The following is a 20,630-nucleotide window of genomic DNA, read 5'->3' on the forward strand; positions in this document are numbered from 1 at the left end:
GTGCGCCCCGGTGGGGCATTCAGCGGGGCCTTTCGGCGGGGCGGTTGCCCAGCAGGGGGATCAGGCTGGCGGCGAAGATCAGGGCGGCGCCGAGCAGCGACGTGTGGCTGGGCAGTTCGTCCCAGCGCAGCCAGGCGATCACCCCGGCGAAAACGATGGCCATGTAGGCGATCGGTCCGATCACTCCCGGGGAGGCCAGGGCATAGGCCTGCGACATGGTCAGTTGGCCGAGGCTGGCGAACAGTCCGGCGCCGAGCAGCAGGAGCAGTTCCTGGCCGTTCAGCGGCTGCCAGGCCCAGGCCAGCGGCACGGCGGAGAACAGGGTGCCGAACAGGGCGAAGTAGAACACGATGCGATAGGCTGGCTCGCTGTCGCTCATTTCGCGGATCGAGACGAAGGCGCAGGCAGCCATCAGGCTGGAGGCGATGCCGACCAGGGCGATCGGCGCCACTACCGCGCCGCTGGGCCTGGCCACCAGCAGCACGCCGAGGAAGCCGACCAGGGTGGCGACCATCATGCGGCGGGTCAGCGGCTCCTTGATCCACAGGTGTGCGATCAGCGGCGTGAACACCGGCGCGGCATAGCTGAACAGCATGGCGTCGGTCAGCGGCAGGTGGGCGAGGGCGTAGAAGTAGCAGTACATGCCGCCCAGGCCGTAGGTGGTGCGCAGCAGGTGCGATAGCGGGCGGCGGGTGCGCAGCGGGCCGATGCCGCGAGTCAGCGCCAGGGGCAGGAAGAACAGCACGCCGACGAGGTTGCGGAAGAACACCACGGTTTCGTTGTTGACGGTGCTGGAGGCCTCGCGGATCAGGCCGCCCATCAGGGCGAAGAACAGCGCCGAAAGAGCCAGCATGGCGGCGCCCTGGGTCGGGCTGTTGCGCCGTTGCGGCTGGCTCCCGGCCATGGCCATGGCTAGCCGCGCAGCAGGGGATAGAGTTCGTTGAGCAGCCGGCGCCGGCTGAATACCATCTGCCAGCGGCTGCCGCCCAGTTGCCGCCAGAGCCGCGCCGAGCGGATGCCGGCGAGCAGCAGGGCGCGGATCCGCGCGGCGTTGCTGCTGACCTGCAGGTGGCGCATGTCGCCGTGTACCTGGATGCGCTGGCGGAAGGTGCTGAGGGTGTCCTGGTAGATGCTGGCGAAGGAGGCGATGACGTTCTCGTGGACCAGGCCGAAGTGCTGGACCTGCTGTTCGACCTGGTCGAGGCGCTGGCCGATCAGGTCGAGCATATCGCCGCGCTTGTCCAGTTGCCGTTCCAGGGTCAGCATCGCCAGGGCGTAGCGCAGCGGTTCGCGCTGCAGGCTGCCGGGCTTGCGCTCCAGGGCGCTGGCCAGGGCCTTGAAGCCGTCGCGCAGGTTGAGGCTGTCGCCACCGTAGACGTCCAGGGTGCTGGCCGGGTTGCGCGCCAGCAGGCTGCCGAGCATGCAGCCCAGCGGGGCTTCGCTGATCTGTCCGGTGCGTGCCAGCTTGTCGACCAGGGCTGCGGATTCGAAGACGGCGCCGAGGGCAATCAGTTGCTGTCGCGGATCGCTCACGGGCGTCCTCCGAAATCCCAGGCTTCCGCCGTTTCGATCACGCCGCCGCCGAGGCAGACGTCGCCGTCGTAGAACACCACCGATTGCCCCGGGGTCACTGCGCGCTGCGGTTCGTCGAACACCGCGCGGTAGCCTTCGGCGGTTTTCTCCAGGATGCAGTCCTGGTCGCTCTGCCGGTAGCGCACCTTGGCCCGCAGGCGGCGCGGCCGCTCCAGTTCGACCGGGTTGACCCAGTAGATTCGCGAGGCCAGCAGGGCGCGGGAGAACAGCAGCGGGTGGTCGTTGCCCTGGCCGACCAGCAGCACGTTGCGTTGCAGGTCCTTGCCGAGCACGTACCAGGGATCGTCGCCGGCTTCCTTGAGACCGCCGATGCCGAGGCCCTGGCGCTGGCCGATGGTGTGGTACATCAGGCCGCTGTGGCGACCGATGACCTTGCCTTCGGTGGTCTCGATGTCGCCCGGCTGGGCCGGCAGGTACTGCTTGAGGAAATCGGTGAAGCGTCGCTCGCCAATGAAGCAGATGCCCGTGGAGTCCTTCTTCTTCGCCGTGGCGAGGCCATGCTTCTCGGCGATGGCGCGGACTTCCGGCTTCTCCAGTTCGCCGACGGGGAACAGGCTGCGGGCGATCTGCTCGCCGCCCACCGCGTGCAGGAAGTAGCTCTGGTCCTTGTTCGGGTCCAGGCCCTTGAGCAGCTCGGTGCGCCCGTCGCGGTCGCGGCGCCGCACATAGTGGCCGGTGGCGATCAGGTCCGCGCCGAGCATCAGCGCGTAGTCGAGGAACGCCTTGAACTTGATTTCGCGGTTGCAGAGGATGTCCGGGTTCGGCGTACGGCCGGCCTTGTACTCGGCAAGGAAGTGCTCGAACACGTTATCCCAGTATTCCGCGGCGAAGTTCGCCGTGTGCAGCTTGATGCCGATCCGGTCGCAGACGGCCTGGGCGTCGGCCAGGTCCTCGCGGGCGGTACAGTATTCGGTGCCGTCGTCCTCGTCCCAGTTCTTCATGAACAGGCCTTCGACCTGATAGCCCTGCTGCAACAGGAGCAGGGCGGAGACGGACGAGTCGACGCCGCCGGACATGCCGACGATCACGCGCTCGCGGCGTGGGGTGGGGGCGGATTCAGACATAGCGATCAGGCGTCACGGGCGAATTCGTAAAACGCGGATTCTATCAGGCCTGGGGTAGGGAGGGCGACACGTGGGTGTCGCGGATCAGCGCCAGGGGATAGCGGCCGCCGGCCAGGTAGTCGTCGATGCAGCGCAGCACCAGGTGGCTGCGCCAGCGCTGCGGCTGGGCGGCCAGTTCGTCGCGGGTCAGCCAGCGCGGGCCGATGATGCCGTCGTCGAGGGCGCGCTCGGGGTGGTGGCGCACGGGGCGGGCGGCGAAGCATACGCGCTGATAGGTGACACCGTTGGACGGCGCGGTGTACAGGTAGATGCCGGTGACGGCGCTCAGCTCGACCTCCCAGCCGGTTTCCTCGAGGGTTTCGCGCAGGGCGGCCTCGAGCAGGCTTTCGGCGGGCTCCAGGTGCCCGGCGGGCTGGTTCAGCACCTCGCGGCCGTCGGCCTGTTCCTCGACCAGCAGGAAGCGGCCCTGGTCCTCGACGATGGTCGCTACGGTGACATGGGGATGCCAGCTCATGGATGTCTCCTCGGTACGGAAAAGGCCTCGATAAAAAGAAACCCCGAGCGTAGGCCCGGGGTTTCTGCTTCGTCAGCGTGACGCCATCAGGCCAGGCTGTCGATCGCCGCGTTGAAGGTGGCGCTGGGGCGCATCACCTTGCTGGTCAGCTCCGGGTTGGAGCGATAGTAGCCGCCGATCTCGGCCGGCTTGCCCTGGACCGCATTGAGTTCGGCGACGATGGTCGCTTCCTGCTCGGTCAGGGCCTTGGCCAGCGGTGCGAAGTGCGCTTTCAGCTCAGCGTCTTCGTCCTGGGCGGCCAGGGCCTGGGCCCAGTACATCGCCAGGTAGAAGTGGCTGCCGCGGTTGTCGATGTCTCCGACCTTGCGCGACGGCGACTTGTTGTTGTCCAGCAGCTTGCCGGTGGCTTCGTCCAGCGCCTTGCCGAGCAGCTTGGCCTTGGCGTTGCCGGTCTTGATCCCGGTTTCCTCCAGGGACACGGCCAGGGCCAGGAACTCGCCCAGGGAGTCCCAGCGCAGGTAGTTCTCTTCCACCAGTTGCTGGACGTGCTTGGGTGCCGAGCCGCCGGCGCCGGTTTCGTACATGCCGCCGCCCGCCATCAGCGGAACGATGGAGAGCATCTTGGCCGAGGTGCCCAGTTCCATGATCGGGAACAGGTCGGTCAGGTAGTCGCGCAGGACGTTGCCGGTCACCGAGATGGTGTCCTTGCCGCGGATCAGGCGTTCCATGCTGACGCGAATGGCCTCGTTGTAGCCCATGATGCTGATGTCGAGACCGGTCAGGTCGTGGTCCTTGAGGTACAGTTCGACCTTCTTGCGCAGTTCGCGGTCGTGGGCGCGCTCCGGGTCCAGCCAGAAGATCGCCGGGGTATCGGACTGGCGTGCGCGGGTGACGGCCAGCTTGACCCAGTCGCGGATCGGTGCGTCCTTGGTCTGGCAGGCGCGCCAGATGTCGCCGGTCTCCACCTCGTGCTGCATCAGCACGCTGCCGTCGGCCAGGACCACGCGCATGGTGCCGTCGGCGGTCATTTCGAAGGTCTTGTCGTGGGAGCCGTATTCCTCGGCCTTCTGCGCCATCAGGCCGACGTTCGGCACGCTGCCCATGGTGGTCGGGTCGAAGGCGCCGTTGGTCTTGCAGAAGTTGATCATCTCCTGGTAGATGCGGGCGTAGGTGCTTTCCGGCATTACCGCCTTGGTGTCTTTCTGCTTGCCGTCCTTGCCCCACATCTGGCCGGAGTTGCGGATCATCGCCGGCATCGAGGCGTCGACGATGACGTCGCTCGGAATGTGCAGGTTGGTGATGCCTTTCACGGAGTCGACCATCGCCATTTCCGGGCGGTGGCTGTACACCTCGTGGATGTCGTGGAGGATCTCTTCCTGCTGGGAGGCGGGCAGCGACTTGATCTTGTCGTAGACGCTGGAGATACCGTTGTTCGGGTTCACGCCGAGCTCTTCGAAGAGTTGGCCCCACTTGTCGAAGACGTCCTTGTAGTAGACGCTCACCGCATGTCCGAAGACGATCGGGTGGGAAATCTTCATCATGGTCGCCTTGACGTGCAGGGACCACATGACGCCGGTTTCCTTGCAGTCCTGCAGGGTCTTCTCGAAGAAGTCGCGCAGCTTGCCGCAGCTCATGAACATGCTGTCGAGCACTTCGCCTTCCTGCAGGCTCAGTTGCTTCTTGACCTCGACCTTGCCGTCCTTGCCGACGAATTCGATGCGCACGTCACCGGCCTTGGCCATGGTGATGGACTGTTCGCTGGAGAAGAAGTCGCCGCCGCGCATGTAGTCGGCGTGGGAGCGCGAGGCCATGCTCCACTTGCCCATGGAGTGCGGGTGCTTGCGGGCGTAGGCCTTCACTGCGGCAGGCGCGCGACGGTCGGAATTGCCTTCGCGCAGGACCGGGTTCACGGCGCTGCCGAGGATCTTCGCGTAGCGTGCGCGAACCTCTTTCTCTTCGTCGGTCTGCGGGTCTTCCGGGAAGTCGGGAAGCTTGTAGCCCAGGCCCTGCAGCTCGGCGATCGCGCCTTTCAGCTGGGGCACCGAGGCGCTGATGTTGGGCAGCTTGATGATATTGGCGTCGGGCGAGGTGGCCAGGACCGCCAGGCGGGCGAGGTCGTCTTCGATACGCTGGTCGGCTTCGAGGCGGTCGGCGAAGTTGGCCAGGATGCGTCCTGCAAGAGAGATGTCGCTGGTCTCGACGTCGATGCCGGCGGAAGCGGCAAAGGCCTTGACGATGGGGAGGAGCGAGTAGGTGGCGAGCGCGGGTGCTTCGTCGGTGAAGGTGTAGGTGATCTTCGAGCGGATGGACATCTACGGTAACTCTCTTTTTTGCTGGGCGCGCACAGAGTCTCGATACGCGTTGGTGGACGCGATGCCTTCGCTCAACATCGGGTTGAATCGAAATCGAGATATGCCGCGGGATATAGGGGCGCCAGTAGAGCGTTGTACGGCGGGTTCATGGTGGCGAACCCGACGCTGCGAGGGGAGAGGGTCTGGTCCCAGACTGCTCGGACCTCGATGACTGCGAAGTCATGGCGCGCAGTATACCACCCTCTCGCCGGGCTGATGCGCTCGCCTGTTTAGACTAAGGAAGATGTGGTTTCCGGGCGGACAACTGGGCTACCCTAGAAGGCTGCAACAGGGTTTTAACCACAACACGGAGTTCAGCATGGGATACCAAAAGATCCAGGTGCCGGCGACCGGTGACAAAATCACTGTGAATGCCGACATGTCCTTGAGCGTACCGAAGAACCCGATCATCCCGTTCATCGAGGGTGATGGCATCGGCGTCGATATCAGCCCGGTCATGATCAAGGTTGTCGACGCTGCAGTGGAAAAAGCATACAAGGGCGAGCGCAAGATCGCCTGGATGGAAGTCTACGCCGGCGAGAAGGCCACCCAGGTCTATGACCAGGACACCTGGCTGCCCCAGGAAACCCTGGACGCCGTACGCGACTACGTGGTTTCCATCAAGGGCCCGCTGACCACCCCGGTCGGTGGCGGCATCCGCTCCCTGAACGTGGCCCTGCGCCAGCAACTCGATCTCTACGTCTGCCAGCGCCCGGTACGCTGGTTCGAAGGCGTGCCCAGCCCGGTGAAGAAGCCCGGCGACGTGGACATGGTGATCTTCCGCGAGAACTCCGAGGACATCTATGCCGGCGTCGAGTGGAAGGCCGGTTCGCCGGAAGCGGAGAAGGTCATCAAGTTCCTCACCGAGGAAATGGGCGTCAAGAAGATCCGCTTCACCGAGAACTGCGGCATCGGCATCAAGCCGGTTTCCCAGGAAGGCACCAAGCGCCTGGTGCGCAAGGCCCTGCAATACGCCGTCGACAACGACCGCAGTTCGGTGACCCTGGTGCACAAGGGCAACATCATGAAGTTCACCGAGGGTGCCTTCAAGGATTGGGGCTACGAAGTCGCGCGCGATGAATTCGGCGCCGAGCTGCTGGACGGCGGTCCGTGGATGCAGTTCAAGAATCCGAAGACCGGCAAGAACGTCGTGGTCAAGGACGTGATCGCCGACGCCATGTTGCAGCAGATCCTGCTGCGCCCCGCCGAGTACGACGTGATCGCCACCCTGAACCTGAACGGCGACTATCTCTCCGACGCCCTGGCGGCCGAGGTCGGCGGCATCGGCATCGCGCCCGGCGCCAACCTGTCCGATTCGGTGGCCATGTTCGAGGCGACCCACGGCACCGCGCCGAAGTACGCCGGCCAGGACAAGGTCAACCCGGGTTCGCTGATCCTCTCCGCGGAGATGATGCTGCGCCACATGGGTTGGACCGAGGCGGCCGACCTGATCATCAAGGGCACCAACGGGGCGATCGCCGCCAAGACCGTGACCTATGACTTCGAACGCCTGATGGACGGCGCGACCCTGCTGTCCTGCTCGGAGTTCGGCGACGCGATGATTGCCAAGATGTAGGAAGGGCTAGCGCCCGAACGAGAAAAAGGCCGGTTCGCACCGGCCTTTTTCATTTCCGCATCCGCGCTGGGGTCAGGCTTCGATGGGCGTCGCCTGCGGCTCTTCCTGCGGGGCGGGGGCGGAGGGTGCGGCGGTTGTCGCGGTGGCGGGGCTGATGTTGATGGCATGCAGTCCCTTCGGTCCCTGGATGATCTCGAAATTGACCGGCTGGCCCGCCTTGAGTGTCTTGTAACCGTCCATCTGAATGGCCGAGTAATGGGCGAACAGGTCCTCATCTCGGCCCTCGGCCAGGATGAACCCGTAGCCCTTGGCGTTGTTGAACCACTTGACCTTACCGCTGAGCATGCTCATATCCCTCTGCAAAGGACTCCAACGCTGGAGTATCATCCACTACGATCCCGCGTCCGACCTGGGTCGAGACGGGTGCGGAACCCCTGATACCCTGTAGGGGTATTCCATTGTTTGTAACACCCTTTTGCAGTTAGTCAAGGCGCTGAACCATACGCCTGAGAAACGGATCAACATCATGTCGGTCCATAACTTTCCAGAAAGGCAAAGCTTTTTTTCCTCATGCATGCACCTAGCCAGATTCGACTAACATTCAATCAGGACCATCCCGAGCCTCATGAGCACGAGGACGAAGGGGCGGGGCTCGCGGTACAGGAGTCGAAGCCTGTATTACAGCCGCCACCGTTGTATAAGGTGGTACTGTTCAACGACGATTACACGCCGATGGACTTTGTTGTTGAAGTGCTGGAAGTGTTCTTCAACATGGACCGGGAAAAAGCCACCAAGATCATGTTGACGGTACATACTCAGGGTAAGGCGGTCTGCGGCTTGTTTACCCGGGACGTGGCCGAAACCAAGGCGATGCAGGTCAATCAGTATGCACGGGAGAGCCAGCATCCATTGCTCTGCGAGATAGAGAAAGACAGTTGATCGGATGTTTGGGAGCGAGGTGAAGCCATGTTGAATCGAGAGCTCGAAGTCACCCTCAATCTCGCCTTCAAGGAGGCGAGGGCCAAACGCCATGAATTCATGACGGTTGAGCACCTGCTGCTGGCCTTGCTGGACAATGAGGCGGCGGCAACGGTATTGCGTGCGTGCGGTGCCAACCTGGACAAGCTGCGGCGCGACCTGCAGGAATTCATCGATTCCACCACGCCGCTGATCCCGCAGCACGACGACGAGCGCGAAACCCAGCCGACGCTGGGCTTCCAGCGCGTCCTGCAGCGTGCGGTGTTCCACGTGCAGAGTTCCGGCAAGCGCGAAGTGACCGGGGCCAATGTCCTGGTGGCGATCTTCAGCGAACAGGAAAGCCAGGCGGTGTTCCTGCTCAAGCAGCAGAGCATCGCGCGTATCGATGTGGTGAACTACATCGCCCATGGTATCTCCAAGGTGCCCGGGCATGCCGAACATCCGCAGGATGGGGAGCAGGATATGCAGGATGAGGAAGGTGGCGAGTCGGCCACGTCCAACCATCCGCTGGACGCCTATGCCAGCAACCTCAACGAACTGGCTCGCCAGGGGCGGATCGACCCGCTGGTGGGGCGTGAGCATGAAGTCGAGCGGGTGGCGCAGATCCTTGCCCGCCGGCGCAAGAACAACCCGCTGCTGGTAGGCGAGGCGGGGGTCGGCAAGACGGCCATCGCCGAGGGCCTGGCCAAACGCATCGTCGATGGCCAGGTGCCGGACCTGCTGGCCGACAGCGTGGTCTACTCCCTCGACCTGGGTGCCTTGCTCGCGGGTACAAAGTACCGCGGCGACTTCGAGAAGCGCTTCAAGGCCTTGCTCAACGAGTTGCGCAAGCGCCCGCACGCGGTGCTGTTCATCGACGAGATCCATACCATCATCGGCGCCGGTGCGGCATCCGGCGGGGTAATGGACGCCTCCAACCTGCTCAAGCCGGTTCTGTCCTCGGGCGAGATCCGCTGCATCGGCTCGACCACCTTCCAGGAGTTCCGCGGCATCTTCGAGAAGGACCGGGCCTTGGCGCGGCGCTTCCAGAAGGTCGACGTGACCGAGCCGTCGGTGGAAGACACCTATGGCATCCTCAAGGGCCTCAAGGGGCGCTTCGAGCAGCATCACCACATCGAGTACAGCGACGAGGCGCTGCGCGCCGCGGCCGAGCTGGCGGCGCGCTACATCAACGACCGGCACATGCCGGACAAGGCCATCGACGTCATCGACGAGGCGGGCGCCTACCAGCGCCTGCAGCCGGAAGAGAAGCGCGTGAAGCGCATCGAGGTGGCGCAGGTCGAGGATATCGTGGCGAAGATTGCGCGGATCCCGCCGAAACACGTCACCACCTCCGACAAGGAGTTGCTGCGCAACCTCGAACGCGACCTCAAGCTGACCGTGTTCGGCCAGGACGACGCCATCGAGTCGCTGTCCACGGCGATCAAGCTGTCCCGGGCCGGGCTCAAGGCGCCGGACAAGCCGGTCGGCTCATTCCTCTTCGCCGGTCCCACCGGCGTGGGCAAGACCGAGGTGGCGCGGCAGTTGGCGAAGGCCTTGGGTGTGGAGCTGGTGCGCTTCGACATGTCCGAGTACATGGAGCGGCATACCGTGTCGCGGCTGATCGGTGCGCCTCCGGGCTACGTCGGCTTCGACCAGGGCGGCCTGCTCACCGAGGCGATCACCAAGACCCCGCACTGCGTGTTGCTGCTCGACGAGATCGAGAAGGCTCACCCGGAGGTCTTCAACCTGCTGCTGCAGGTGATGGACCACGGCACCCTGACCGACAACAACGGGCGCAAGGCGGACTTCCGCAACATCATCCTGATCATGACCACCAACGCCGGCGCGGAAGTGGCGGCGCGCGCGTCGATCGGCTTCAACCAGCAGGATCACACCACCGATGCGATGGAAGTGATCAAGAAGAGCTTCACCCCGGAGTTCCGCAACCGCCTGGATACCATCATCCAGTTCGGCCGCCTGAGCACCGAGACGATCAAGAGCGTGGTCGACAAGTTCCTCACCGAGCTGCAGGCGCAGCTGGAGGACAAGCGCGTCCAGCTCGAGGTCAGCGATGCGGCGCGCGGCTGGCTGGCGGAGAAGGGCTACGACGTGCAGATGGGTGCGCGACCGATGGCGCGGCTTATCCAGGACAAGATCAAGCGGCCGTTGGCCGAGGAGATCCTGTTCGGCGAGCTGGCCGAGCATGGCGGCCTGGTGCATGTCGACCTGAAGGGCGACGAGCTGGCCTTCGAGTTCGAGATCACGGCGGCGGAGCCCGCCTGATCCGAGCGCGGCAACGAAAACGCCCGGCAGATGCCGGGCGTTTTCTTTTGCAATCGGCGAGCCGCAGCGGCTCGTGTCGACTCAGCGGGCGCGGTAGGTGATGCGGCCCTTGCTCAGGTCGTAGGGCGTCAGTTCCACGCGGACCTTGTCGCCGGTGAGGATGCGGATGTAGTTCTTGCGCATTTTGCCGGAGATGTGCGCGGTGACGACGTGCCCATTTTCCAACTCCACACGGAACATGGTGTTGGGCAGGGTGTCGACGACAGTACCTTCCATTTCGAAGCTGTCTTCTTTCGACATGCAGTAGAGCCCTCGGTATCTATGGGTGGCCCTTTCAATGAGAGGTGGGCCGTGAAAAGCGGCGTGCATTGTGCCAGAAAATCGACAATAGCGCCACACGGCTATCAGGTGAGGGCGACCCAGCGCTGGTTGACGAACAGTTCGATGGGCCGGTACTGGGTCTTGTAGTTCATCTTGCGGCAATTCTTGATCCAGTAGCCCAGGTAGACGGCCTGCAGGCCCAGGCGTTCGGTCTCGGCGATCTGCCAGAGGATCGCGTAGCGTCCCAGGCTGCGCTGCTCTTCGTCGGGATCGTAGAAGGTATAGACGGCCGAGAGTCCGTTCGGCAGCACGTCCGTCACGGCTATGGCCAGCAGGCGGCCATGCAGGCGGAACTCGAAGAAGCAGCAGAAGGGCAGGTCGCGAACCAGGAAGGTGGCGAACTGGTCGCGGCTGGGCGGATACATGTCGCCGTCGGCGTGGCGTTGCTCGATGTAGCGCCGATACAGGTCGTAGTACTCCTCGTTGAAGCTCGGTCGCTTGCGGATCACCTGCAGTTCCGCATTGCGCTTGAGGATGCGCCGCTGCTGGCGGTTCGGGCTGAAGCCGGCGACCGGTATGCGCGCGGCGATGCAGGCGGTGCAATGCTGGCAGTGCGGACGATAGAGATGGTCGCCGCTGCGGCGGAAGCCGACCTCCGACAGCGAGGCGTACAGCTGCGTGTCCATGGGCTGGCTGGGATCGAGGAACAGGGTGGTTGCCTGCTCCTCGGGCAGGTAGCTGCACGGGTGCGGTTGCGTCGCGTAGAACTTCAGTCGGGCGAGTTCGGTCATGGTGAACTCCAGCAGGGACCCATAAGCAAGTTTATGCCAGGCACGGAAACTCGCCTAAAAATCCAGGTCGCCGGTAGGAGGCTGGTCGCGATAGCGTTGCAGGTAGTCGGCGAATTCCCCCCGGCTGATGGCGCGGGCGCCCAGGCTGTGCAGGTGGCGGGTCGGCATCTGGCAGTCGATGAGGACGAAGCCGGCGTCGCGCAGATGGCGGACCAGCGTGACGAAGCCGACCTTGGAAGCGTTGTCGGCGCGGCTGAACATCGATTCGCCGAAGAACAGCCTGCCCATGGCCAGGCCGTAGAGGCCGCCGACCAGTTGTCGCTCCTGCCAGACTTCCACGGAGTGGGCGATGCCGCGCAGGTGCAGCTCCTGGTAGGCCAGTTGCATCGGCGTGGTGATCCAGGTGCCGTCGGCGTAGTCACGCGGCGCGGCACAAGCCTGGATCACCGCCCGGAAGTCACGGTTGAAAGTGACTTCGAAGCGTTGCTGGCGCAGGCACTTGGCCAGGCTGCGGGAAACGTGCAGTTCGTCGGGGAACAGGACGGTGCGCGGGTCGGGCGACCACCAGAGGATCGGCTGGCCATCCTGGTACCAGGGAAGCAGCCGTGGCGATAGGCTGCGACCAGGCGTTGCGGATTGAGGTCGCCGCCGGCCGCGAGCAGCCCGTTGGGCTCCTGCAGGGCCTTGTCGAGGGGCGGAAAGTCGAAGTCGGTGCGGGAAAGCCAGGTCAGCATGGCGGGGTAGGGGAGGGCGGGCCTCCCCCGGGTCCGATCAATGGTCGTCGAGGTATTTTTCGGCATCCAGCGCGGCCATGCAGCCGGCGCCGGCGGAAGTGATGGCCTGGCGGTAGACGTGGTCGGCCACGTCGCCGGCGGCGAACACGCCTTCGATGCTGGTCTGGGTGGCATTGCCTTCGCTGCCGCCGTGGATCCGCAGGTAGCCGTCGCGCATTTCCAGTTGGCCCTGGAACAGGTCGGTGTTCGGCTTGTGGCCGATGGCGATGAACACGCCGGCCAGCGACAGTTCGCTGGTGCTGCCGTCGATGGTGCTCTTCAGGCGTACGCCGGTGACGCCGCTGGCGTCGCCCAGCACCTCGTCCAGGGTGGTGTTCCAGTGCAGGCGCACGTTGCCGTTCTCGGCCTTGTCGAACAGCTTGTCCTGGAGGATTTTCTCCGAACGCAGCTTGTCGCGACGGTGGATCAGGTGGACTTCCTTGGCGATGTTGGCCAGGTACAGCGCTTCCTCGACGGCGGTATTGCCGCCGCCGACCACGCAGACCACCTGGTTGCGGTAGAAGAAGCCGTCGCAGGTGGCGCAGGCGGAAACGCCCTTGCCCATGAAGGCTTCTTCCGACGACATGCCCAGGTATTGCGCGGAGGCACCGGTGGCAATGATCAATGCATCGCAGGTATAAGTGCCACTATCGCCCTTCAGTGTGAAGGGGCGCTGTTGCAACTCGGCGGTGTGGATGTGGTCGTAGACGATCTCGGTGTCGAAACGCTCGGCGTGCTGCTGCATGCGGGTCATCAGCGCCGGGCCGGTAAGGCCTTCGACGTCGCCCGGCCAGTTGTCGACTTCGGTGGTGGTGGTCAGCTGGCCGCCTGGCTGGATGCCGGTGATCACCACTGGCTTGAGATTGGCGCGTGCGGCGTACACGGCGGCGGTATAGCCGGCCGGACCGGAGCCCAGGATGATGAGGCGCGAATGCTTGACTTCACTCATAAAAAGACTCCATAAGCCTTTGTCACATAAGAAAATGCGTGCTCCAATGGAGCCGCCTGAAGAGTTCTGCCGGCTATGCTACACCTATCCGCAAAAGGCCGGCAAAACCCCGGGGCCGGGATCAGCCACGCACGGATTGCCGCTGATTTCGGGTGTGATTTTTCAGAGTTTCCCTAAAGCCGTACAATAGGCGCGTTTTGACCAAGACAGCTTCTAAAGCACCAGCCGTGCGCAGGAAAAATAGCGATTTGAAGGATTCGACCACCGCGAGCCATGCCGCCGCATGGCGTCAGCAACTGCATTCCCGCCTGAAGGAAGGGGTCCTGATCGCGCTGGGCGCGCTCTGCCTGTACTTGTGGATGGCTCTGCTCACCTATGACCCGGCCGATCCGAGCTGGAGTCACTCGAGCCAGGTTGACCAGGTGCAGAATGCCGCCGGTCGGCTCGGTGCGGTATCCGCCGATATCCTGTTCATGACGCTCGGCTACTTCGCCTACCTCTTTCCGCTGTTGCTGGGCATCAAGACCTGGCAGGTATTCCGCCGCCGCAACCTGCCGTGGGAATGGAACACCTGGCTGTTTTCCTGGCGCCTGGTCGGGCTGATCTTCCTGATCCTGGCCGGCTCGGCACTGGCCTACATCCATTTCCACGCCAGCGGCCACATGCCGGCCAGCGCCTCGGCCGGCGGCGCCATCGGCCAGAGCCTGGGCCGCGTCGCGGTGGATGCGCTGAACGTGCAGGGCAGCACGCTGGTGTTCTTCGCCCTGTTCCTCTTCGGCCTGACGGTGTTCGCCGACCTCTCCTGGTTCAAGGTGATGGATGTCACCGGCAAGATCACCCTGGACTTCTTCGAACTGATCCAGAACGCCTTCAATCGCTGGATGGGCGCGCGCGCCGAGCGCAAGCAACTGGTCGCGCAACTGCGCGAGGTCGACGAGCGCGTCGCCGAGGTGGTGGCGCCGAGCGTGCCGGACCGCCGCGAACAGTCCAAGGCCAAGGAGCGCCTGCTGGAACGCGAAGAGGCCCTGGCCAAGCACATGAGCGAGCGGGAGAAGCGCCCGCCGCCGAAGATCGATCCGCCACCGCCGCCGAAGGCCCCGGAGCCGAGCAAGCGCGTGCTGAAAGAGAAGCAGGCGCCGCTGTTCGTCGATACGGCGGTGGAGGGCACCCTGCCGCCGCTGTCGCTGCTCGATCCGGCGGAAGTGAAGCAGAAGAGCTACTCGCCCGAGTCGCTGGAGGCGATGTCGCGCCTGCTGGAGATCAAGCTGAAGGAGTTCGGCGTCGAGGTCAGCGTGGATTCGGTGCATCCGGGCCCCGTGATCACCCGTTTCGAGATCCAGCCCGCGGCGGGGGTCAAGGTCAGCCGCATTTCCAACCTGGCCAAGGACCTGGCGCGCTCGCTGGCGGTGATCAGCGTGCGGGTGGTGGAAGTGATTCCCGGCAAGACCACCGTCGGCATCGAGATTCCCAACGAAGACCGGCAGATGGTGCGCTTCTCCGAAGTGCTGTCGTCGCCGGAGTACGACGAGCACAAGTCCACCGTGCCGCTGGCCCTGGGCCACGACATCGGCGGTCGGCCGATCATCACCGACCTGGCGAAGATGCCGCACCTGCTGGTGGCCGGTACCACCGGCTCCGGTAAGTCGGTGGGGGTCAACGCCATGCTCCTGTCGATCCTGTTCAAGTCCACGCCGAGCGAGGCGCGACTGATCATGATCGACCCGAAGATGCTCGAACTGTCGATCTACGAAGGGATCCCGCACCTGCTCTGCCCGGTGGTCACCGACATGAAGGAAGCCGCCAACGCCCTGCGCTGGAGCGTGGCGGAGATGGAGCGGCGCTACCGCCTGATGGCGGCCATGGGTGTGCGCAACCTGGCTGGCTTCAACCGCAAGGTGAAGGACGCCGAGGAGGCTGGCACGCCGCTGACCGACCCGCTGTTCCGTCGCGAAAGCCCGGACGACGAGCCGCCGCAGCTGAGCACCCTGCCGACCATCGTGGTGGTGGTCGACGAATTCGCCGACATGATGATGATCGTCGGCAAGAAGGTCGAGGAGCTTATCGCCCGTATCGCGCAGAAGGCGCGGGCGGCCGGTATCCACCTGATCCTGGCGACCCAGCGGCCGTCGGTGGACGTGATCACCGGCCTGATCAAGGCCAACATCCCGACCCGGATCGCCTTCCAGGTCTCCAGCAAGATCGACTCGCGCACCATCCTCGACCAGGGTGGCGCCGAACAACTTCTCGGCCACGGCGACATGCTCTACCTGCCGCCGGGCACAGGCCTGCCGATTCGCGTGCACGGCGCCTTCGTTTCCGACGACGAGGTGCACCGGGTGGTCGAGGCCTGGAAGCTGCGCGGCGCGCCCGACTACATCGAGGACATCCTCGCTGGCGTCGACGAAGGCGGCAGCGGTGGCGGTTCCTTCGATGGCGGCGACGGCTCCGGCGAAGGCAGCGAGGACGACCCGCTCTACGACGAGGCGGTACGTTTCGTCACCGAGAGTCGCCGGGCATCGATCTCCGCCGTGCAACGCAAGCTGAAGATCGGCTACAACCGCGCCGCGCGGATGATCGAGGCGATGGAGATGGCCGGCGTGGTCACCCCGATGAATACCAACGGCTCCCGCGAAGTCATCGCGCCGGCGCCGGTTCGTGATTGAACCCGACAGGTTTTAGAGGATTCCGATGCGACTGATCCGCACGTTGTTCGTTGCCGCCCTGGCCATGGGCGCTTCGCTGGCCCATGCCGACGACAGCGCCGCTGTCCAGCGCCTGACCGGCCTGCTGAACAAGGCCCAGACCCTGACCGCGCGTTTTTCCCAACTGACCCTGGACGGTAGCGGCACGCGCCTGCAGGAAACCGCCGGCCAACTGAGCCTGAAGCGGCCGGGACTGTTCCGCTGGCATACCGATGCGCCGAACGAGCAATTGCTCATTTCCAACGGCGAGAAGGTCTGGCTGTACGACCCGGACCTGGAGCAGGTGACCATCCAGAAGCTCGATCAGCGCCTGACCCAGACGCCGGCGCTGCTGCTCTCCGGCGACATCTCGAAGATCAGCGAAAGCTTCGCCATCACCTACAAGGAAGGCGGCAACGTAGTCGATTTCGTGCTCAAGCCGAAGACCAAGGACACCCTCTTCGACACCTTGCGCCTGTCGTTCCGCAGCGGCAAGGTGAACGACATGCAGATGATCGATGGCGTCGGCCAGCGCACCAACATCCTGTTCTTCGACGTGAAGATGAACGAGGCGCTGGATGCCAAGCAATTCACCTTCGACGTTCCGCCGGGCGTCGACGTGATCCAGGAGTAAGCGCAAGCCGTGGATCTGTTCCGCAGCGAGCCCGTCGCGCAGCCCCTGGCGGCACGGCTGAGGCCCGCAAACCTGGACGAGTACGTGGGGCAGGAACACCTGCTGGCCCGCGGCAAGCCCTTGCGCGAGGCGCTGGAGCAGGGCGCGCTGCACTCGATGATCTTCTGGGGCCCGCCGGGAGTCGGCAAGACCACCCTGGCGCGGCTGCTGGCGCAGGTGTCGGACGCCCATTTCGAGACCATTTCCGCGGTGCTGTCCGGGGTCAAGGAGATCCGCCAGGCGGTCGAGGTGGCCAAGCAGCACGCGGCGCAATACGGGCGCCGGACCATCCTGTTCGTCGATGAGGTGCACCGCTTCAACAAGAGCCAGCAGGATGCCTTCCTGCCCTATGTGGAAGACGGCACGCTGATCTTCATTGGCGCGACCACCGAGAACCCGTCCTTCGAGTTGAACAATGCGCTGCTTTCGCGGGCTCGCGTGTATGTCCTCAAGAGCCTCGACGAAGCCGCCCTGCGCAAGCTGGTGGGCCGTGCGCTGAACGAGGACAAGGGCCTCGGCAAGCGCAAGCTGAGGCTGCCGGAGGAGAGCTTCCAGGTTCTCCTGGCCGCCGCCGACGGCGATGGGCGGCGCCTGCTGAACCTGCTGGAGAACGCTGCCGACCTCGCCGAGGACGGCAGCGAGATCAGCCCCGAGCTGCTGCAGAATCTGCTCGGCGATACCCGCCGACGTTTCGACAAGGGCGGCGAGGCGTTCTACGACCAGATCAGCGCGCTGCACAAGTCGGTGCGCGGCTCCAATCCCGACGCGGCACTCTATTGGTTCGCGCGTATGCTCGACGGCGGCTGCGATCCCCTGTACATCGCCCGGCGGGTGGTGCGCATGGCCAGCGAGGAGGTTGGCAACGCCGATCCTCGCGCCCTCGGCCTATGCCTGTCGGCCTGGGACGTGCAGGAGCGCCTGGGCAGCCCCGAAGGCGAGCTGGCGGTGGCCCAGGCCATCGTCTACCTGGCCTGTGCGCCGAAGAGCAATGCGGTGTATAGCGCGTTCAACGCGGCGATGCGCGACGTCGCCGAAAGCGGCTCGCGGGAAGTGCCATTGCACTTGCGCAACGCGCCGACCAAATTGATGAAGAGCCTTGGCTATGGCGAGGAATACCGCTACGCCCACGACGAGCCGGATGCCTATGCCGCCGGAGAGGATTATTTCCCCGAGGATCTGGAGCCGCGGCGTTACTATCAACCGGTGCCGAGGGGCCTGGAACTGAAGATCCGCGACAAGCTGGAACACCTGGCCGAGCTGGATCGCACCAGTCCCCGCCAACGCAGAAAATCCTGAGCGGTATGGGCTCGGCGGAGCTAGCCAGGCTTCCGCGACGGCGTCGATGACGTCGCCGGGGCCGGCGAAGCGCCAGCCGGGCCACGAACCGCCGATAACCGACACGAGACGAGAAAAGAGCATGCTCGATCCCAAACTGGTACGCACCCAGCCGCAAGAAGTGGCTGCCCGCCTGGCCACCCGTGGCTTCCAACTGGATGTCGCACGCATCGAAGCGCTGGAAGAGCAGCGCAAGTCGGTACAGACCCGTACCGAGCAGCTGCAAGCCGAGCGCAACGCGCGTTCCAAGGCGATCGGCCAGGCCAAGCAGCGTGGCGAGGACATCGCGCCGCTGCTGGCCGATGTCGATCGCATGGGCTCCGAGCTGGAGGAAGGCAAGCGCCAGCTGGACGCCATCCAGGGCGAACTGGATGCCATGCTGCTGGGCATTCCCAACCTGCCGCACGAGTCGGTGCCGGTCGGTGCCGACGAGGACGCCAACGTCGAAGTGCGTCGCTGGGGCACGCCGAAGACCTTCGATTTCGAGGTCAAGGACCATGTCGCCCTCGGTGAACGGTACGGCTGGCTGGATTTCGAGACCGCCGCCAAGCTTTCCGGCGCGCGCTTCGCCCTTATGCGCGGCCCGATCGCCCGCCTGCATCGCGCCCTGGCGCAGTTCATGATCAACCTGCATACCGCCGAGCATGGCTACGAGGAGGCCTACACCCCCTATCTCGTCCAGGCTCCGGCGCTGCAAGGCACCGGCCAGTTGCCGAAGTTCGAGGAGGACCTGTTCAAGATCGGCCGCGACGGCGAAGCTGACCTCTACCTGATCCCGACCGCCGAGGTTTCGCTGACCAACATCGTCTCCGGGCAGATCCTCGACGCCAAGCAATTGCCGCTGAAGTTCGTCGCCCATACCCCGTGCTTCCGCAGCGAGGCCGGTGCCTCCGGGCGCGATACCCGCGGCATGATCCGTCAGCATCAGTTCGACAAGGTGGAGATGGTGCAGATCGTCGATCCGGCCACTTCCTACGAGGCGCTGGAAGGCCTGACCGCCAACGCCGAGCGCGTCCTGCAACTGCTCGAGCTGCCGTATCGGGTGCTGGCGCTGTGCACCGGCGACATGGGCTTCGGTGCGACCAAGACCTACGACCTGGAAGTCTGGGTTCCCAGCCAGGACAAGTACCGCGAGATTTCCTCCTGCTCCAACTGCGGCGACTTCCAGGCCCGGCGCATGCAGGCCCGCTACCGCAATCCGGAAACCGGCAAGCCCGAGCTGGTGCACACCCTCAACGGCTCCGGCCTGGCCGTCGGCCGTACCCTGGTGGCGGTACTGGAGAACTACCAGCAGGCGGACGGCTCGATCCGTGTGCCGGAAGTCCTCAAGCCCTACATGGCTGGCATCGAGGTGATCGGCTGACATGGATTTCCTGCCGCTGTTCCACTCCTTGCAAGGGCGCCTCGCGCTGGTGGTCGGCGGCGGCGAAGTCGCCCTGCGCAAGGCGCGCCTGCTGGCCGACGCCGGCGCGCGCCTGCGCGTGGTCGCGCCGCAGATCCACATCGAACTGCGGCATCTGGTGGAGCAGGGCGGCGGCGAGCTGCTCGAACGCGACTACCAGGACGGCGACCAGCCCGGCTGCGCCCTGATCATCGCCGCCACCGACGACGAACCGCTGAACGCCGAGGTGTCGCGAGCGGCCAATGCGCGCGGGATACCGGTCAACGTGGTGGACGCGCCGGCCCTGTGCAGCGTGATCTTCCCGGCCATCGTCGACCGTTCGCCGCTGGTGGTGGCGGTCTCCAGCGGCGGCGATGCGCCCGTGCTGGCGCGGCTGATCCGGGCCAAGCTGGAAACCTGGATTCCCTCGACCTACGGGCAACTGGCCGGACTCGCCAGCCGCTTCCGCCACCGGGTCAAGGAATTGCTACCCGACCTGCAGCAGCGCCGGGTGTTCTGGGAAAACCTGTTCCAGGGCGAGATCGCCGAGCGTGTCCTGGCCGGCCGTCCGGCGGAAGCCGAGCGTCTCCTGGAGGAGCACCTGGCCGGCGGCCTCGCGCACATAGCCACGGGCGAGGTATATCTGGTCGGGGCCGGGCCGGGGGATCCGGACCTGCTGACGTTCCGTGCCCTGCGCCTGATGCAGCAGGCCGACGTGGTGCTCTACGATCGCCTGGTGGCGCCGTCGATCCTCGAATTATGCCGCCGCGATGCCGAACGCCTGTACGTCGGCAAGCGCCGCGCCGAACATGCGGTGCCGCAGGATCGGATCAACCGCCTGCTGGTGGAGCTGGCCAGCCAGGGCAAGCGCGTGCTGCGCCTGAAGGGTGGCGACCCGTTCATCTTCGGCCGCGGCGGTGAGGAAATCGACGAACTGGCTGCCCACGGCATACCTTTCCAGGTCGTGCCGGGAATCACCGCGGCCAGCGGCTGCGCGGCCTACGCCGGGATTCCACTGACTCATCGCGATTATGCGCAATCGGTTCGTTTCGTCACCGGTCATCTGAAGGACGGCACCACCGACCTGCCGTGGCAGGACCTGGTAGCGCCTGGCCAGACCCTGGTGTTCTACATGGGCCTGGTGGGATTGCCGGTGATCTGCGAGCAACTGGTCGCCCACGGTCGCTCCGCCCAGACCCCGGCGGCGCTGATCCAGCAGGGGACCACCGCCCAGCAGCGGGTATTCACCGGAACCCTGGAAAACCTGCCGCAACTGGTGGCTGAGCACGAAGTGCATGCGCCGACCCTGGTGATCGTCGGCGAAGTCGTGCAACTGCGCGACAAGCTGGCCTGGTTCGAAGGCGCCCGCGAGGACGCCTGAGCCT

At 64.9% G+C, this 20,630-nt stretch carries 17 protein-coding genes and 1 pseudogene; 8 read left to right on the forward strand and 10 right to left on the reverse strand.

Annotated elements, in window-relative coordinates; genetic code table 11:
• Positions 1–19 precede the first annotated feature (19 nt).
• The 5 genes from LE197_RS07110 to LE197_RS07130 form a co-directional block, all read right to left on the reverse strand.
• On the reverse strand, positions 20–910 hold the full coding sequence (locus tag LE197_RS07110) for a DMT family transporter (protein WP_003097658.1): 891 nt from the start codon (positions 908–910) through the stop codon (positions 20–22).
• Between the two features lie 2 nt (positions 911–912).
• Entirely contained in the window at positions 913–1,533 is a 621-nt protein-coding gene (hflD, locus tag LE197_RS07115) for a high frequency lysogenization protein HflD (RefSeq protein ID WP_003090440.1), read from the reverse strand.
• A complete protein-coding gene (gene mnmA / locus LE197_RS07120) occupies positions 1,530–2,657 on the reverse strand; it encodes a tRNA 2-thiouridine(34) synthase MnmA (protein WP_023103061.1) in 1,128 nt (375 codons plus the stop codon). The genes hflD and mnmA overlap by 4 nt, the downstream gene beginning before the upstream one ends.
• Before the next feature lie 43 nt (positions 2,658–2,700).
• The gene (locus LE197_RS07125; RefSeq protein WP_003097654.1) at positions 2,701–3,171 is read right to left on the reverse strand and encodes an NUDIX hydrolase; all 471 of its coding nucleotides are present in this window, start codon (positions 3,169–3,171) and stop codon (positions 2,701–2,703) included.
• A gap of 86 nt (positions 3,172–3,257) precedes the next feature.
• Positions 3,258–5,483 (reverse strand): NADP-dependent isocitrate dehydrogenase, encoded by a 2,226-nt coding sequence (locus LE197_RS07130; RefSeq protein WP_023086114.1) that lies wholly within the window; start codon positions 5,481–5,483, stop codon positions 3,258–3,260.
• A 358-nt stretch (positions 5,484–5,841) separates the two neighbouring features.
• Here LE197_RS07130 and icd point away from each other — a divergent pair, with 358 nt between their 5' ends.
• Positions 5,842–7,098, forward strand: a complete 1,257-nt coding sequence (gene icd, locus LE197_RS07135) for an NADP-dependent isocitrate dehydrogenase (protein ID WP_003090436.1) — start codon at positions 5,842–5,844, stop codon at positions 7,096–7,098.
• A gap of 72 nt (positions 7,099–7,170) precedes the next feature.
• Here icd and cspD read toward each other — a convergent pair whose 3' ends face one another.
• The gene (gene cspD / locus LE197_RS07140; protein ID WP_003090435.1) at positions 7,171–7,443 is read right to left on the reverse strand and encodes a cold shock domain-containing protein CspD; all 273 of its coding nucleotides are present in this window, start codon (positions 7,441–7,443) and stop codon (positions 7,171–7,173) included.
• A gap of 225 nt (positions 7,444–7,668) precedes the next feature.
• On the opposite strand from cspD, the gene clpS reads away from it, so the two are divergent.
• Both clpS and clpA read left to right on the forward strand, forming a co-directional pair.
• Positions 7,669–8,037: an ATP-dependent Clp protease adapter ClpS gene (gene clpS / locus LE197_RS07145; protein ID WP_003097649.1), complete on the forward strand. Its 369-nt coding sequence runs from the start codon at positions 7,669–7,671 to the stop codon at positions 8,035–8,037.
• Positions 8,038–8,064: 27 nt separating this feature from the next.
• Positions 8,065–10,341 (forward strand): ATP-dependent Clp protease ATP-binding subunit ClpA, encoded by a 2,277-nt coding sequence (clpA, locus tag LE197_RS07150; RefSeq protein WP_003090432.1) that lies wholly within the window; start codon positions 8,065–8,067, stop codon positions 10,339–10,341.
• 81 nt (positions 10,342–10,422) lie between these two features.
• On the opposite strand, the gene infA is transcribed toward clpA, so the two are convergent.
• The 4 genes and pseudogenes from infA to trxB all read right to left on the reverse strand — a co-directional run bounded on the left by infA (position 10,423) and on the right by trxB (position 13,175).
• Entirely contained in the window at positions 10,423–10,641 is a 219-nt protein-coding gene (infA, locus tag LE197_RS07155; RefSeq protein WP_002553999.1) for a translation initiation factor IF-1, read from the reverse strand.
• 104 nt (positions 10,642–10,745) lie between these two features.
• Complete coding sequence (locus LE197_RS07160) at positions 10,746–11,453, reverse strand: arginyltransferase (RefSeq protein ID WP_003097644.1); 708 nt, start codon at positions 11,451–11,453, stop codon at positions 10,746–10,748.
• A gap of 54 nt (positions 11,454–11,507) precedes the next feature.
• A pseudogene (gene aat, locus LE197_RS07165) lies at positions 11,508–12,187 on the reverse strand (leucyl/phenylalanyl-tRNA--protein transferase).
• 37 nt (positions 12,188–12,224) lie between these two features.
• A complete protein-coding gene (trxB, locus tag LE197_RS07170; RefSeq protein WP_003090421.1) occupies positions 12,225–13,175 on the reverse strand; it encodes a thioredoxin-disulfide reductase in 951 nt (316 codons plus the stop codon).
• A gap of 227 nt (positions 13,176–13,402) precedes the next feature.
• On the opposite strand from trxB, the gene ftsK reads away from it, so the two are divergent.
• From ftsK to cysG, 5 genes are all read left to right on the forward strand, one after another.
• Positions 13,403–15,838, forward strand: a complete 2,436-nt coding sequence (gene ftsK / locus LE197_RS07175) for a DNA translocase FtsK (RefSeq protein WP_003119977.1) — start codon at positions 13,403–13,405, stop codon at positions 15,836–15,838.
• Between the two features lie 25 nt (positions 15,839–15,863).
• On the forward strand, positions 15,864–16,490 hold the full coding sequence (lolA, locus tag LE197_RS07180) for an outer membrane lipoprotein chaperone LolA (protein WP_003090414.1): 627 nt from the start codon (positions 15,864–15,866) through the stop codon (positions 16,488–16,490).
• A gap of 9 nt (positions 16,491–16,499) precedes the next feature.
• Positions 16,500–17,825, forward strand: a complete 1,326-nt coding sequence (locus LE197_RS07185) for a replication-associated recombination protein A (protein WP_003097632.1) — start codon at positions 16,500–16,502, stop codon at positions 17,823–17,825.
• A gap of 121 nt (positions 17,826–17,946) precedes the next feature.
• Entirely contained in the window at positions 17,947–19,227 is a 1,281-nt protein-coding gene (gene serS / locus LE197_RS07190) for a serine--tRNA ligase (protein WP_003160440.1), read from the forward strand.
• Between the two features lies 1 nt (position 19,228).
• Positions 19,229–20,626 carry a siroheme synthase CysG gene (gene cysG / locus LE197_RS07195; protein ID WP_033936754.1) on the forward strand — a complete coding sequence of 466 codons (1,398 nt, stop codon included), beginning with the start codon at positions 19,229–19,231 and terminating at the stop codon, positions 20,624–20,626.
• The last annotated feature ends 4 nt before the right edge of the window (positions 20,627–20,630 follow it).

The sequence above is a fragment of the Pseudomonas sp. PS1(2021) genome (assembly GCF_020405165.1).
Classification (GTDB): Bacteria; Pseudomonadota; Gammaproteobacteria; order Pseudomonadales; family Pseudomonadaceae; genus Pseudomonas; species Pseudomonas aeruginosa.